16 protein-coding genes and 1 pseudogene are annotated in these 13636 nt (G+C 39.8%); 7 read left to right on the top strand and 10 right to left on the bottom strand.

Features of this window, described 5'->3' with window-relative positions; genetic code table 11:
• Positions 1-336: 336 nt before the first annotated feature.
• The 5 genes from FTV04_RS08095 to FTV04_RS08115 all read right to left on the bottom strand — a co-directional run bounded on the left by FTV04_RS08095 (position 337) and on the right by FTV04_RS08115 (position 4281).
• Positions 337-1080, bottom strand: a complete 744-nt coding sequence (locus FTV04_RS08095) for an amino acid ABC transporter ATP-binding protein (RefSeq protein ID WP_373684435.1) — start codon at positions 1078-1080, stop codon at positions 337-339.
• On the bottom strand, positions 1077-1760 hold the full coding sequence (locus FTV04_RS08100; RefSeq protein WP_180089205.1) for an ABC transporter permease subunit: 684 nt from the start codon (positions 1758-1760) through the stop codon (positions 1077-1079). The genes FTV04_RS08095 and FTV04_RS08100 overlap by 4 nt, the downstream gene beginning before the upstream one ends.
• Positions 1760-2503 (bottom strand): amino acid ABC transporter permease, encoded by a 744-nt coding sequence (locus tag FTV04_RS08105; protein ID WP_180089206.1) that lies wholly within the window; start codon positions 2501-2503, stop codon positions 1760-1762. Before FTV04_RS08105 ends, FTV04_RS08100 begins: the two co-directional genes overlap by 1 nt.
• 70 nt (positions 2504-2573) lie before the next feature.
• Positions 2574-3521: a transporter substrate-binding domain-containing protein gene (locus FTV04_RS08110; protein ID WP_180004747.1), complete on the bottom strand. Its 948-nt coding sequence runs from the start codon at positions 3519-3521 to the stop codon at positions 2574-2576.
• Positions 3522-3858: 337 nt separating this feature from the next.
• Positions 3859-4281: a hypothetical protein gene (locus tag FTV04_RS08115; protein WP_078191199.1), complete on the bottom strand. Its 423-nt coding sequence runs from the start codon at positions 4279-4281 to the stop codon at positions 3859-3861.
• Between the two features lie 348 nt (positions 4282-4629).
• Here FTV04_RS08115 and FTV04_RS08120 point away from each other — a divergent pair, with 348 nt between their 5' ends.
• The 4 genes from FTV04_RS08120 to FTV04_RS08130 all read left to right on the top strand — a co-directional run bounded on the left by FTV04_RS08120 (position 4630) and on the right by FTV04_RS08130 (position 7498).
• A complete protein-coding gene (locus FTV04_RS08120; protein ID WP_180055540.1) occupies positions 4630-4908 on the top strand; it encodes a hypothetical protein in 279 nt (92 codons plus the stop codon).
• A 274-nt stretch (positions 4909-5182) separates the two neighbouring features.
• The gene (locus FTV04_RS08125; protein ID WP_180089207.1) at positions 5183-6961 is read left to right on the top strand and encodes a mechanosensitive ion channel; all 1779 of its coding nucleotides are present in this window, start codon (positions 5183-5185) and stop codon (positions 6959-6961) included.
• Between the two features lie 68 nt (positions 6962-7029).
• A complete protein-coding gene (locus tag FTV04_RS17000; protein ID WP_373685356.1) occupies positions 7030-7149 on the top strand; it encodes a hypothetical protein in 120 nt (39 codons plus the stop codon).
• Positions 7150-7336: 187 nt separating this feature from the next.
• Complete coding sequence (locus tag FTV04_RS08130) at positions 7337-7498, top strand: hypothetical protein (protein WP_180009855.1); 162 nt, start codon at positions 7337-7339, stop codon at positions 7496-7498.
• A gap of 452 nt (positions 7499-7950) precedes the next feature.
• On the opposite strand, the gene FTV04_RS08135 is transcribed toward FTV04_RS08130, so the two are convergent.
• Together FTV04_RS08135 and FTV04_RS08140 are read right to left on the bottom strand one after the other, a co-directional pair.
• Positions 7951-9150, bottom strand: coding sequence for an NAD(P)/FAD-dependent oxidoreductase (locus FTV04_RS08135; RefSeq protein WP_180064031.1), 1200 nt, complete (start codon positions 9148-9150; stop codon positions 7951-7953).
• Positions 9151-9183: 33 nt separating this feature from the next.
• Positions 9184-10074, bottom strand: coding sequence for a 1-aminocyclopropane-1-carboxylate deaminase/D-cysteine desulfhydrase (locus tag FTV04_RS08140; RefSeq protein ID WP_180089208.1), 891 nt, complete (start codon positions 10072-10074; stop codon positions 9184-9186).
• Positions 10075-10355: 281 nt separating this feature from the next.
• Between FTV04_RS08140 and FTV04_RS08145 the strand changes: the two genes are divergently transcribed.
• On the top strand, positions 10356-10559 hold the full coding sequence (locus FTV04_RS08145; RefSeq protein ID WP_180089209.1) for an NF038215 family lipoprotein: 204 nt from the start codon (positions 10356-10358) through the stop codon (positions 10557-10559).
• Positions 10560-10795: 236 nt separating this feature from the next.
• Here FTV04_RS08145 and FTV04_RS08150 read toward each other — a convergent pair whose 3' ends face one another.
• A complete protein-coding gene (locus FTV04_RS08150; RefSeq protein ID WP_180089210.1) occupies positions 10796-11254 on the bottom strand; it encodes a DIP1984 family protein in 459 nt (152 codons plus the stop codon).
• 171 nt (positions 11255-11425) lie between these two features.
• On the opposite strand from FTV04_RS08150, the gene FTV04_RS08155 reads away from it, so the two are divergent.
• Entirely contained in the window at positions 11426-12049 is a 624-nt protein-coding gene (locus FTV04_RS08155) for a LysE family translocator (protein ID WP_180089211.1), read from the top strand.
• Positions 12050-12098: 49 nt separating this feature from the next.
• Here FTV04_RS08155 and FTV04_RS08160 read toward each other — a convergent pair whose 3' ends face one another.
• A complete protein-coding gene (locus FTV04_RS08160; RefSeq protein WP_180089212.1) occupies positions 12099-12455 on the bottom strand; it encodes a hypothetical protein in 357 nt (118 codons plus the stop codon).
• A gap of 374 nt (positions 12456-12829) precedes the next feature.
• Between FTV04_RS08160 and FTV04_RS08165 the strand changes: the two genes are divergently transcribed.
• Entirely contained in the window at positions 12830-13522 is a 693-nt protein-coding gene (locus tag FTV04_RS08165; protein WP_180089213.1) for a hypothetical protein, read from the top strand.
• Between the two features lie 22 nt (positions 13523-13544).
• Here the strand turns inward: FTV04_RS08165 and FTV04_RS08170 are convergent.
• A pseudogene (locus tag FTV04_RS08170) lies at positions 13545-13636 on the bottom strand (IS5/IS1182 family transposase); the annotation flags it as partial.

Here is a 13636-nt window from a genome sequence, read left to right on the forward strand (position 1 = left end):
TAAAATGATTGTTAAGCCAATTCGACGGAGTCTTACATCAAGAGAATGAATAAAGGGATTAGCCTTCGGCTGGAGGTACTCTTACGAAGCACGCTTCTCATTAGGCAAAATGAGAAGCGAAGCTTCGCAAGGAAACCATCTTGCTGAGCAGTGCTCCTCACCGCAAAACTCGTTTACTAGTGTCTAATTATCAAAAGTATCGCAAAAATATTTTTGATTAGAAGAAGTCCTATCTCAAACACTTGCGGATGATGTTACCTCGTATCGTACTTTTATTTGAATCAAATTACGCTTCTGATGTTACTTCGTAACATCAGTTAAATAAACGTTTTGTTGTTAATGCAGAATTTTATTTAAGAACTGCTGCGCTCGTTCACCACGAGGGGCATTAAAGAAATCATCTTTACTGCAGTCTTCCACAATTTTTCCTTGATCCATAAAGATCACACGGTCCGCAACCTGACGCGCAAAGCCCATCTCATGGGTTACACACATCATGGTCATACCTTCTTTTGCAAGACCCACCATCACATCAAGCACTTCGTTAATCATTTCTGGATCAAGTGCCGAAGTCGGTTCATCAAACAGCATGGCAATCGGGTCCATACTGAGCGCACGTGCAATCGCAACACGTTGTTGCTGTCCACCTGATAACTGTGCCGGGAATTTAGCGGCATGCGCACTCAAACCCACACGATCTAAATAAGCCAAGCCTTTATTCTTGGCTTCGGCTTCTGATCGGCCCAAGACTTTAACCTGCGCAATGGTCAGGTTTTCGGTAATGGATAAATGTGGAAAAAGTTCAAAGTGCTGGAACACCATGCCGACACGACTACGCAATTTATTTAAATCAGTTTTTGGGTCATTAATGGAAATACCGTCGACCAAAATCTTACCGGCCTGAAAAGGCTCAAGTCCATTGACGGTTTTAATGAGCGTTGATTTACCTGAACCTGAAGGTCCACACACCACAACCACTTCACCTTGTTTAATTTGAGTCGTGCAATCGGTGAGCACTTGAAAATCTTTATACCATTTACTGACATTTTGGAGGTCAATCATCGTTTTTTGATCGGTCATACACTTAACCTCCGTTGTAATTTTGTAACTGCATAGGTGGCGATCATACTAATAGTGAAATACACCAGACCGGCAAACAGAATGTATTGAGTTAACAATGACATGAGGTCGCCTCGAACATAGTTGGTGCGGAAAAAGTCTAACAGCCCGATGGCATAAACCATGGTTGAATCTTGGAACAGAATGATGGTTTGCTGTAAAAGCAATGGCGTCATTTTGCGGAAAGATTGCGGCAAAATAATTAGGCGCATTGCTTGGCCATAGCTCATACCCAAAGCATAAGCTGCAGAAGTTTGGCCTTTAGGAATCGATTGAATCCCGGCACGGACAATCTCTGAAAAGTAAGCAGCTTCAAATAGCATGAAGGCCACAATACTCGACACGAGGGCAGTATCAATCGTTAGATAGTTACCTGTGATCCCTGTGTAGATAAAGGGTACGGCAAAGTAGAACCACATCAGCACCAAGAGCAAAGGAATAGAACGAAAGAGGTTCACATAGCCTTTAGCAAAAATATTAAATACTTTAATCGAGGACAGGCGCATCAACGCCAATAAAGTCCCAATAAAGACACCACCAATGGTTGCCGTGATCACCACTTTTAGCGTGATGCTGAAACCATGCCATAGTGCAGGGCCAGACGCTTGGAGGTCTTGAATAAAAGAACTGAGCCATTCCATTATTTATCTCCTGCAATTAAGCCAGGAACGCGTAGGCGTTTTTCCAGAAAATTCATGAAACCAATTAAACAGATGTTGATCACGATGAAAATAATGGTGACGTAGGTATAAATTTCGATGGTGTTTTGCGTGTATTCACTGATGGTTTTCATCTGCGAAATGATTTCTGCAACACCGACCAAAGAGGCGACTGAGGTGTTTTTGACACAGTTGGTCAACTCAGAGCTCAGTGGTGGCAAAATCGTGCGGAATGACTGCGGTAAGATCACATAGCGGTATAGTTGAGCCGTGCTAAATCCCATGGCATAACCTGCATTGGTTTGCCCCAAAGGAAGCGCTTCAATACCAGTCCTGACTTGCTCACAGACCCGTGCAGCTGTAAAAAGACCCAAACCGACACTTGCAGAAATTAAGGCGGTCGTATTTGCTCCAAGGTCATTCATCCACCAGCTTTTAATCGCAGCGGGGAGGAAGTTGGGTACAACATAGAACCATATAAACAGTTGAATCAATAAGGGTACATTTCGGAAAATAGTCACGTAGGTAGTACCTATACCTCGTGCTACAGGACTCGGTAGGGTACGCATAATACCCAAGATGCTGCCGAGCACCATCGCAATGCTCCATGCCACCAAAGCGATGACAAACAGCCAGCCGATTCCAATTAAAATCCAATTCAGGTAGGTCGAATCACCTACACCAGTAGATTGGAACAGCACACCCCAATTCCAGCTATAATTCATAGGAACTCCCTATAATGAGCTTAAGCCAAAATCCGTTTGGCTTAAGCATCTTTAGAATGTTTAGGGAAAGTTATTCGTCACGGTCATGTGGATTGCTAATCAATGCTTTTAATTGATCAGACATCGGGAAATTCAAATTGATATTTTTTGGTGGAATTGGCGTTTGGAACCATTTTTTATACATGTCATTGATTTCACCAGAGCTATAGGTCGCTTTGATTGCATCATCAACCACTTGTTTAAAGCCAGTATCGCCTTTACGTAGCATACAACCATAAATTTCTTGAATCGGTGCTGTACCCACGATTTCCCATTTATTTGGATCTTTGGCTTTCGATTTTTCACCCGCCAGCAAAATATCATCCATCATAAATGCCGCTGCACGACCATTTTGTAGCATGAGGAAAGACTCAGCGTGGTCTTTGGCAGAAATGACTTCACCAATACCTAACTCTTTTTCATGTTGACGAATATAACGCTCAGATGTAGTTCCTGCCGTGGTGACTAATTTTTTACCTTTAAGGTCAGCGAAGTCTTTAATCCCAGAGTCTTTTGCAGTAAGTAAGCGTGAACCCACTTCAAAGAAACCTGTTGAGAAATCAACTTGTTGTTGGCGTTCTTTATTGTTGGTGGTTGAGCCACACTCTAAGTCGACGGTGCCATTAGAAACTAATGGAATTCGGTTTTGGCTGGTCACTAAGTTATAACGGATTTTTAAATCGGGAAGATTTAATTGTTTTTTTACTGCTTCAACTACTTTTAATTGAAGATCATGCGCATAACCCACAGGTTGGTTTGGATTATCTGCGATATATGAAAATGGAATCGATGAATCGCGATAGCCTAAAACAATCGTGCCCGATTTTTTGATCTTATCTAAAGTCCCTGAGTCAGAAACAGCAGCTTCACTTCCTGCAGCTTTATCCGTTGTAGGTGCTTTATTGTCACTACATGCGCTAAGCCCTAAAGTGAGCGCACTTGCACAGAACAAAGTTGCTAAATGTTTTTTTGACGTCATCGTTAAAACTCCTTTTACCCTGATTTAATATCCACTTTTTATGATCTTGTTACGTATTTAGTTTTATTGCTCTGTTTTTAAGAATGTTTCAACAATAAAAAAGAGATCATTTTCTACATCTTAGGTGATAAATCGAACAAGGCTCAAGCAAAATTTATTGCCGAATTGTTACTAAGAAATGGGATAAGTTATGAACATTTTTTATAAGAAAGTTTGCTATAAGTCATTAAATATAAAATAATTTAATTTTATTGTGAAATAGATAATGAAAATAAAAGGGCATAAAAAAACCTCCAAATGGAGGTTTTCGGGATTAAACTTTAGTTTAATCTCCGTGTTAATGCACAAACATATCCATAAATTCACGAATTTCTTGAATCGCTGTGTCTACGTCTGAAGTCAACCAAGTCGGTTCAAAAAAGCCAGCATAGTGCTCCAGTCGATCTTGGGGAACAACTAAGCGAATCGGGCATTCTTCTTCGAGCAAGCGCCAAGGAATAATAGGCACTTCATTATCTAAAAAAGCCGCAATATTTCGAATATCAATCACCATCGCATTGATGCATTCAGGGAATGGCATCACTGAAAACTCTTCAGTACGTCGGCGGAAATATTCCAAATCACCCCATTTCAACACATAACTTGGCTTACTAAATTCAATAATGCCAATAAGATGCTGATCACGAGTGTAATGAAGGGAACATTGATGAGTGACGTCAGTGTCAAGATCAAGCGTTACACCTTGTTGATGGTACGCCATAGATTTGATAACAGGTGAAAAATAAGGTGCATGATTATAGCTCATTTCATTCATCAAAAGCAGAGAATTCCATCTAGCTCAAAAAAGCATTTATTTTTGCAACACTTGATACTCTGAAAATGAATACGATTGAAATGGTACATTCATTTCATGCTCCGATATTTTTACCTTAGCGATTGATTTTAAATCTAAAATTAAGGGAACTATCTAAACAGAAAAACGGATGTAAATTGAACTGATCTTTTAAGTTACATGTTTTCACGGATTGTAATTGTTCTTCACACAACAATGGATATTGTATTGCTAGTATAAAAAGTGAACGACGAACAACAAAATAGCGAGGGGAATATGACACACGATTTTAATAAACCACCCCATACCACCAGTACGGAAGAAACAACACAAAAAAAACGTATCCCTGTGTACATACTGATCTTAGTGGGTATCTTTTTAATCGCATTATTATTTTATATGTTTGCAGATATGAAACCTTCTGCTTCGGATGCACCGCCTGATCATCCTGCACCGAATGCACAAACTGCAACTGCCAATGATACGACTAGCGGTACAGCGGGGGATGAAGCTGTTGCCAATGATTCAAATACTGCAACTGCGACAGATCATTGATGATAAATACATGAGTCAGATTTACATGATTGCAAGATCTGAACCTTAAGCATCTCATCAGAATGACACAAATAAAGCCTTGGTTATGCCAAGGCTTTTTTACATTCAATTGTGAGCTTTTGTTGGAGTTATGCATACTTTGGTTGATTAAAAAATACGCAAAAACTAAGGTGGAAAAGAAAGCTCAAGTTTAAAGCACCAATGCTGTGTGATATCGCGGCATACGTAAAAATGCACATAACAACAGATCATGTATAACAATGAGGGCGAACGTATGAATGATTATCTGGGTGGTCCGCGTGGCCGTTTTGATGCCATGTATTATTGGGAACAGTTTCACCCCATTTTAAGTGCAGTAGCAATTCTCCTGATTGGTTGGGTCATTGCTTTATTGATTGCTGCTGGCGTCAAAAAAGTTCTGCAACAATTAGGTACAAATCAAAAACTTTCAAATGCAACTGGGCACCGTTCCAATGTTGAAAATATAGTCTCCAGAGTAGTGTTCTGGATTATTTTGATCATTGCCGTCATTGGTGCGCTCAATGTGCTGAATTTGACCAGTGTCAGTGGCCCATTCAGTAATATGATTCAGCAGTTCTTGTTATTTATTCCACAGCTCTTGGCTGCGGTAGCTGTAGGTTTTATTGGTTGGATCGTGGCGAGTTTGGTCAAAGTCGGTTCAAAGAAACTGCTGGATAAAACCCAACTCGATGAAAAACTTAGTTCTGAGGTTGGTGTCAGCCCTATCAGTCAAAATATCAGTGAAATTGTATATTGGCTGATTTTGTTACTTTTCCTACCGATTGTTTTATCGATCTTGGGTTTGAACGGTCTATTGTTCCCAATCCAAAATATGGTCACTGAAGTTGTTTCTTATCTTCCCAATATCTTTATTGCCGGTGTCATCGTCTTTGTGGGTTATATTTTGGCGAAGATTGTGCGAGGTATCGTGGAAGGCTTGGTGAACAGTTTGAGTTTGCAGCAGCAAGTCGAAAAAGTGGGCATGTTTAAAAACGCAAAACTTGCTCAAGTTTTGGGTAATTTTGTCTTTGCTATAGTCATTATCACTGCATTAATTGTGGCTTTCGAAGCACTTGGTATCGAGGCGATTTCTCAGCCTGCAACAGCCATGTTACATGAGATCATGTATGCGATACCGAACATCATTGCCGCAGGTTTAATCTTAATCTTGGCCTATGTGGTGTCACGCTTTGTAGCGCGTCTAGTTGTGGATGTGATCTCGGGTACAGGTGTTGATACTGTGCCAGAAAAATTAGACATTCAACGCTTTTTGGGCAAAACCAAAGTGTCGGATGTTGTCGGTTGCCTCATTGTATTTTTCACAATGTTGTTTGCGGTATCTGAAGCTGCTAACCGTTTAGGCTTTGAGCAAATCAGTGCCCTTATTGCTATGTTTATCCAGTTCGGTGCAAGTATTTTACTTGGTGCCGTGATCTTGGTGGTGGGTTTCTGGCTTGCCAATATTGTGGCAAATGTGGTGCAACGAGGGGAATATAACAGTTCACGTTGGTTAGGTAATTTGGTCCGTGTGCTGATTATGGGCTTGGTTGTAGCCATGGGCTTGCGTGCCATGGGTATTGCCGACTCGATCGTGAATTTGGCCTTTGGTTTAACTCTCGGTGCGGTTGCAGTTGCTTTCGCTTTGGCCTTTGGTTTAGGTGGTCGCAATCCGGCGGAACGATTGTTATCAGATCTTATTGATAAAGCAAAACGTGAAGCTAATGAACCGAATCCAGTACAGGAACAGGCGAAGGCAAAAACCACATTTAATACGCCTACATCGTCTGCAGTAAGTCCAACGCCATCAACATCTGTGATGACTTCTGAAGTGAAAAAAGATGATGGCTATCCAAACATTCAACAGGCTGCTCCCGGCGTTAGTGAAAAAGAAACTGCAACTCCAGATCAGTTGGATGTAAACCCAAGTGATCAACCACAAAATAATCCATTTGGTTCAACTGGTGAAGCTGAAAAAGAGGTCGATGCACCTTCGGCACCTGTAACTCCGCCAAAACCGGATGACCCTAATTAACCTGTTCCGTCTGTACAAAATCGGCCACGCTTAGGTGGTCGATTTTAATGCTCTATAAGGAATATTGTATGGCAAAAGCACCGAATAAATTTTTAGCCCCAGTGATTATTGCAGGGATCACGGTAGGTTTTTTGGCGAGCGCACGACGCTTTATTTTTGCAAAATCAAAACGCACTGATTTGGAGTAGACAGTACAATCACCGCCAAACAGTGAAAAAAATCATACCAATGAGTCTAAAAATAATGATTGAAATTTACCCGAAAATTGGTATTTTAAGTAATAGTGATATATGGAATATTACTTAAAATATAAAAACTTAGGATTCATATTGCTGTCATGAATGACACCTATGATCCGTGCAAAGGAATGGCAAAATGGGGGTAATTTCAATGTTCAATACTTTAGTTTCGACACTCAAACAAACAGCAAGCGTGCAACCACAACATATTTCAGTTGCCGTTGAAAAAATGGATCTGACAATTCAACGAACTTCGACGTCGTCAGTATCATTATTTAAAACCGACTATCTTGAATAAGTCAGATTGGGCAAGAAAAAGGGCTGAATGAATCAGCCTTTTTTTATGCAGAGTTCATCTGCGGATTATGATTATCTGATGTTTCTGCGTGACATCAGAAGTCCTATTTGATTCAAATAAAAGAATGATACGCGGTAATGTCATCCGCAATTGTTTGAGACAGGATTACATTTAATCAAAAATGTTTTTGCAATACATCGAATCATTTGAAGGTAGTGAACGAGTTTTGCGGTGAGGAGCATTGCTCCGTAAGATGGTTTCCTTGCGAAGCTTCACTTCTCATTTTGCCTAATGAGAAGCGTGCTTCGTAAGAGTTCCTCCAGCCGAAGGCTAATTTTTTTATTCAATCCTTAGATGTAAGACTCCGTCGAATAGACGTAAAAATCATTTTTATAAATGTGAAATTACTCTTACTGGCGTAACTTCAGTGCTTAATTAACGCTATGTCGAGATCAGACGTATTCAGAAGCCGCATGTGCAGAAGCCCATGCCCATTGGAAATTGTATCCACCTAAATGACCCGTTACATCTAGCACTTCGCCAATAAAGTACAAGCCTTTCTGTTTTTTACTTTCCATGGTTTTTGATGAGACTTCAGTGGTATCCACACCACCCAGTGTAACTTCTGCAGTACGGTAACCTTCAGTGCCTGATGGTTTCACTTCAAAGCTTTCTAAACGGCTTGCAATGAGTTCCAGTTTTTCATCACTGATATTGCCAATGGCTAATTCAGCTTGTTCAGGCCAAATCAGATTTTGTAATTCCACAACCACACTTTTCGGTAAGTGTTCATTGAACAGTGTACGCAGTAACACTTTGGGTTGACTGGATTTTTTAGATTTGAGGAAATCTAAAACATCTAAAGTTGGCAGGAAATTGATGTTAAAGCGTTGACCGACATCCCAATAGTTTGAAAGCTGCAATGAGCTTGGGCCACTTAAACCACGGTGAGTAAAGAGTAGAGCCTCAGTAAAACTGTTTAACTCATTCGATAACGTGGCTTCAACAGCATTGCCGCTCAAGCGAGTGGTGACTTCTTTAAAACTATCTGAGAAAGTGAAGGGTACTAAGCCTGCGCGAGTGGGGTAGACGGAATGTCCGAATTGTTTGGCAATTTCATAGCCAATTCCTGAACCACCTAAAGTAGGAATAGAAAGACCGCCACTGGCAATAACCACCGATTCTGCTTCAAAATAGCCTAGATTGGTTGCCACTTGAAAGCCTTGTTCAGGTAAGGCATTGACTGCTTTTACTTCACAGTTGGTTTTAATATCTACCAATCCTGTTTTGTCACACTCTGCCAATAGCATGGCGAGAATTTCTTTTGCACCATTTTGGGTAAATAACTGCCCATGTTTGCGCTCTTCGTACTCAATGCCATATTCGCAGACCATACCAATGAAGTCCCAGTTGGTATAGCGAGTTAATGCTGAAATAACAAAGTGTGGATTATGTGAAATATAATTTTCTGGTTCGACATACAAATTGGTGAAATTGCATTTACCACCGCCAGACATCAGGATCTTTTTGCCAACTTTATTGGCTTTTTCAACCACCAAAACTTTGCGTCCACGCTGCGCCGCTTTATATGCCGTCATTAAGCCTGATGCGCCAGCACCTAAAACAAGGACATCATATTGATTTTGCGACATGGTAAGTTTCCGCGTGGAAGAAAGGACGCAGGATTATACGCTTTTTAGCGCTTCGGTTGAACCTTTCAAGCGACCTTGTAGCCCACCAGTATGAATCACTAAAACACGTTGATGGCTTGTAATTTGACCACGCTCAATCATGCTGAAAATACCTCGCAACATTTTAGCCGTATAAACCTGTTCTAATGGGATCGCATAGCGATGTTCAAAGTCTTGCATAAACTGTAAAAGTTCCGGCGTTGTTTTGGCATAGCCGCCACAGCAAAATTCATCGCTGATGCTCCAATTGGTTTTCTGTGTCAACTGAGCAACATCGTCGCAAAGAAAATTACCTTTGAGCGCAGAAAAGCCAAGAACATGTTGGTGTTCTGCACTGGCTTCGATCAAGCCCGTTATGGTTCCACCTGTACCGACGGCACAGCAGATGAGATCAAAATTTTGTTGATTTTCATGGCTTAAGATTTCCGTACAGCCACGGATAGCCAATGCATTGGTTCCACCTTCAGGAATGACATAATGTTCGGGATATTGCTGTCGTAATTGCGCTAAAGCGTCTGCTTGTTTCTGTTCTCGATACTGTTGGCGTGTGACAAAACTGAACTGCATACCAAACTGTTCGGCGGTGGCTAAAGTAGGATTTCGGGCTTGATGTTGTAATTCTTCCCCACGGATGATGCCTAGACTGCCGAAACCAAATAAATGTGCGGCAAATGCAGTGGCTGCAATGTGATTTGAATAAGCGCCGCCAAAGCTAAGCACGTGTTTAAACCCTAATTTCTGTGCTTCAATAAAATTGTATTTAAGTTTATAAAATTTATTGCCTGATATTTGTGGGTGTACCAAGTCCAAACGCTTAATACACAAATCAACCCCTTGATATTGAATAGTCTGCTCAGGAATGGCGTGGGCGATAGATTCAAACATGCTGGTAATCGTTATCTTGGTGGTTGGAGGTCAAATAGGTAGGCATTGTAAAACGGGAGGTGCTGAAGATGAAATCCTGTTGAGTATATTTAGTTTACCAAGAGAACGATTCCGTTTATATCAGCACATATCATATGATCCTATGATTAGTATAGGAAACGACATAGAGACATAATTCCTGACAATTGACCCTAAATCGGCAGATAAATAAGGTGAATATCTGCACAAAAATGCTATGCTGAATTTACAAGCAAGATAATTATAAAAATGGAGGGCATCCAATGAGCAAATTAAGTCGGGCTGTGCTGCCTATGCTGTGCCTGTGCTGTTTTTGGATGATGGGTTGTGATACGACTGACGAATTGCATCGTCCTCAAAATGAACATCGCACCATGATCATTGGTGGTGTCCCTGTAAATGACCATGACTATAAATTACCGCGTGAGGATGTTGAACTCAATGAAGCCGCTGCAGATGACGATTAGCACATAGGTGCATAAGAAATAGGGTGGACATACTGTCAGTACACGGTAGTGAGACGTGACATGTAAAGAGTCACAGATGCAGTGTGCTACGTCAGATGTGTGAACATTTTGAAGTAGACGCCTTACTTCTGCAGTGTAGTTTGTTGGATTAAAGCCTTACAAACATTTAAAAAGGCTCTGTACTCGCCCAGTATGCCCGAACTGGAATGAACCGTGGTTCAAATGCTTAAATCAGGTCAATCTATCAGGTCTATTTGCCAATTGGATGCCTGAATTTCTACGTTATTTTGTCTAAGTTGCTGACTAATACTGTCGGCCTGTTTCTGTAAATCTGCCACTGCAATGGTTTTAATCCAACGGATTTCACTTGAGCTATAACGACCATTTTCACGGCGTGAGCTGTCAATCGCTTGTTGCAAGATACGATGCTGTTGGGTCAATAAATCACGTTCATTGAGCACTGAAAGCACGGAGCGTCCAGAACTGGTTTTAGCCTGTGCATTGGTGGCGTGAATCTTTTCAATTAAGCCATAAAGTTCTGTATTTACGGCAAATGCTTCTTGAATTAAAGCATTCGGTTCTTCGCTAGGTGCATCACCTTCTTGAATGAGCACGTTGTTATTGATTCGTTGTTGCAGCGAGGCCAATTTAGTTTGTAAGTCACTGCGTAAAAGTAGGGCTTCGGCTAATTTCATTGTCTTGATATTAATTTGTACTTTTAGCGATCATGCGATGGATTAATGCGGTATTCAAGTTATTTATAGTGAAAAATTTGGTCAATTAAAATAAACACTGCAAATTATAGGGAGAAATTCAGAGATTCTGTCTGTAAAATTGCCACGAATTTAAGTGAAAACGGTGTGACAGTGGAATCATTTTGGATATTAGGCTCGATTGCGGCAGCACTATTACTTGGTGCAATGAGCCCGGGGCCAACGTCAATTTATGTGGCGAAGAATTCCATTGCGATTTCACGTAAACACGGTTTATTTACTGCACTTGGTACAGGTTTGGGCGCTGCAATATTTGGGCTTTTAGCGGTATTGGGTTTGCAGGCATTTTTATTGGCTGTACCTTCTGCATATTTGGCTTTAAAAATTTGTGGTGGTTTATATCTGCTTTGGATGGCATTTAAAATTATAAAACATGCCAAAGAACCGATTGAAGCAGGTGATGCCGGCAGCTCGCAAATGTCACTCCGTCGTGCATTTACTACTGGTTTAATTACTCAATTGTCGAATCCGAAAATTGCAATTGTGTTAGCCAGTATTTTTACGGCACTTTTACCGAAAGAGATTCCAACGTATTTTTACTTTGTACTGCCAGTTTTGTGTTTCTTTATCGATGCAGGGTGGTGCTCATTGGTCGCTGTGGCTTTATCGGCAGAAAAACCACGTAAAGTCTATTTGAAGTTTAAAGCGGGTTTTGATCGGGCAGCGGGTGCAGTGATGACAGTGCTTGGGTTAAAGCTGATTTTTGGGATGAAGTGATTGAACGAAACAAAAAAGCCTCTTTGATAGAGGCTTTTTTTATGCAGTTTTATTTGTTGCATTCTGGTTGTGAACGGTCAATAACTTGTGTACCTTCAACGCGATAGCCAATTTGACCAACAAGGAATGCTTGGTTTAGTTGAGTAATAACAACGTCTGAAAGTGCAACTGCACAGCGGTCTTTTTCGATAGCACGGTCAATTGCTGTTTTGAAATTTGGAATACCTAGTGGGAATAACACAACTGGTACTTTATCTTCACCAGTAACGCGCTGACCTTTTACGAATTGATTTGAGTTTAAATTATAGTTTTTTGTAGAAGCTACAGTCATATCCGCCATACGGATTGAACAGCCAGTGAAAGCCACTGTCGAAACTGCTAGTGCTGCAACCAAAAATTTTTTCATGTTGTACCCCTAAATTAATAAATTATAAAAAGCGAGCACATTTTATATAAAGATAGTGAAATATCAATAAATTAAATTTACTTTGATTTAAATAAGTAGTTTTTTCATAGAGTGATTTGTCAATATTTTAGTTTTAGCTCTTTTTAGCATAATGAATGCTTAAAGCTTTTAGTTGTTTGGAATGAATGGTTTCATTGGGGTCACAATGAATTTTCCCTCTCCTTTTAGGAGATGAGAAGCACTGCTTTGTAAGGGGAGAGGTGTTAAAATTGATTTGTGTTAAGTAAAAAACTTAGTGTTTAGAGAGTGTTTTTTTCAGCTCTATTATTGTTAGAGTACGCTGTAATTATATAAAAAAAGAGCAAGGCATTTTTATGACAATTTTGCAAAATGCGATTGATTCGATTCAATTGGGGGTAGAGGACTATGAATTAATTGCAGAAAATCCTAAAAGATTGGTTTCTTGTGTAAGAAACTTATTTTCGGGCATCTTACTATTATTTAAAAGCCATTTAGTAGATTTGAGTCCACAAGGTTCAAATGATTTATATATAAAATTGAAAAATGAAGAAATTTTAGATAAAAATGGAAATAAAGTCCTCGTTGGAATTGGGAAGGGGACTATAAATTTTAAAGGAATAATTGATAAGTTCGGCGTTTTAAATATACAAGTTGAGTGGACTGAGTTGGAAAGAGTTCAGGAGTATAGAAATAATATTGAACATTATTTCAGTACAGATAATCCCAAAGCTGTGCAAGCAATTCTGACACATAGTTTTAATATTATTAATGCTTTTACGCGGGATTATTTAAGAAAAGATCCTATTGAATTATTTGGTGAGAACGTTTGGTCTATTTTTATAGAGATAGAAAATGTATATCAAAAAGAAAAACAAAACTGTATTCAATATCTAGATGCTAATAAATATATCAATCATAAAATCTTACCATTGATTAAGAAAAATACATGTCGAGATTGTGGTTTTGATCTTATTCAACCTGTTTTGAAAGGAGTAGACGCATATAAAACGAGATATAAATGTTTATCTTGTTTTAGGGTGTGTTGACATTTACAGCCGATAAATTGAGCTAAAGAGGCAACCATATAAATATACAAGCTAAAGCAACAGCGCTTTGATAGTTACGTTTTAGCTTATCGTATCTTGTGGCAATTCCTCTAA

Source organism: Acinetobacter sp. YH12219 (assembly GCF_013417875.1).
GTDB classification, from domain to species: Bacteria; Pseudomonadota; Gammaproteobacteria; order Pseudomonadales; family Moraxellaceae; genus Acinetobacter; species Acinetobacter amyesii.

Coding starts and splice junctions, on each gene's coding strand:
- FTV04_RS08105 (WP_180089206.1), bottom strand. CDS start 2,503: ATGAATTATAGCTGGAATTGGGGTGTGCTGTTCCAATCTACTGGTGTA.
- FTV04_RS08145 (WP_180089209.1), top strand. CDS start 10,356: ATGAGCAAATTAAGTCGGGCTGTGCTGCCTATGCTGTGCCTGTGCTGT.
- FTV04_RS08095 (WP_373684435.1), bottom strand. CDS start 1,080: ATGACCGATCAAAAAACGATGATTGACCTCCAAAATGTCAGTAAATGG.
- FTV04_RS08130 (WP_180009855.1), top strand. CDS start 7,337: ATGGGGGTAATTTCAATGTTCAATACTTTAGTTTCGACACTCAAACAA.
- FTV04_RS08140 (WP_180089208.1), bottom strand. CDS start 10,074: ATGTTTGAATCTATCGCCCACGCCATTCCTGAGCAGACTATTCAATAT.
- FTV04_RS08150 (WP_180089210.1), bottom strand. CDS start 11,254: ATGAAATTAGCCGAAGCCCTACTTTTACGCAGTGACTTACAAACTAAA.
- FTV04_RS17000 (WP_373685356.1), top strand. CDS start 7,030: ATGGCAAAAGCACCGAATAAATTTTTAGCCCCAGTGATTATTGCAGGG.
- FTV04_RS08110 (WP_180004747.1), bottom strand. CDS start 3,521: ATGACGTCAAAAAAACATTTAGCAACTTTGTTCTGTGCAAGTGCGCTC.
- FTV04_RS08165 (WP_180089213.1), top strand. CDS start 12,830: ATGACAATTTTGCAAAATGCGATTGATTCGATTCAATTGGGGGTAGAG.
- FTV04_RS08100 (WP_180089205.1), bottom strand. CDS start 1,760: ATGGAATGGCTCAGTTCTTTTATTCAAGACCTCCAAGCGTCTGGCCCT.
- FTV04_RS08160 (WP_180089212.1), bottom strand. CDS start 12,455: ATGAAAAAATTTTTGGTTGCAGCACTAGCAGTTTCGACAGTGGCTTTC.
- FTV04_RS08115 (WP_078191199.1), bottom strand. CDS start 4,281: ATGGCGTACCATCAACAAGGTGTAACGCTTGATCTTGACACTGACGTC.
- FTV04_RS08120 (WP_180055540.1), top strand. CDS start 4,630: ATGACACACGATTTTAATAAACCACCCCATACCACCAGTACGGAAGAA.
- FTV04_RS08135 (WP_180064031.1), bottom strand. CDS start 9,150: ATGTCGCAAAATCAATATGATGTCCTTGTTTTAGGTGCTGGCGCATCA.
- FTV04_RS08125 (WP_180089207.1), top strand. CDS start 5,183: ATGAATGATTATCTGGGTGGTCCGCGTGGCCGTTTTGATGCCATGTAT.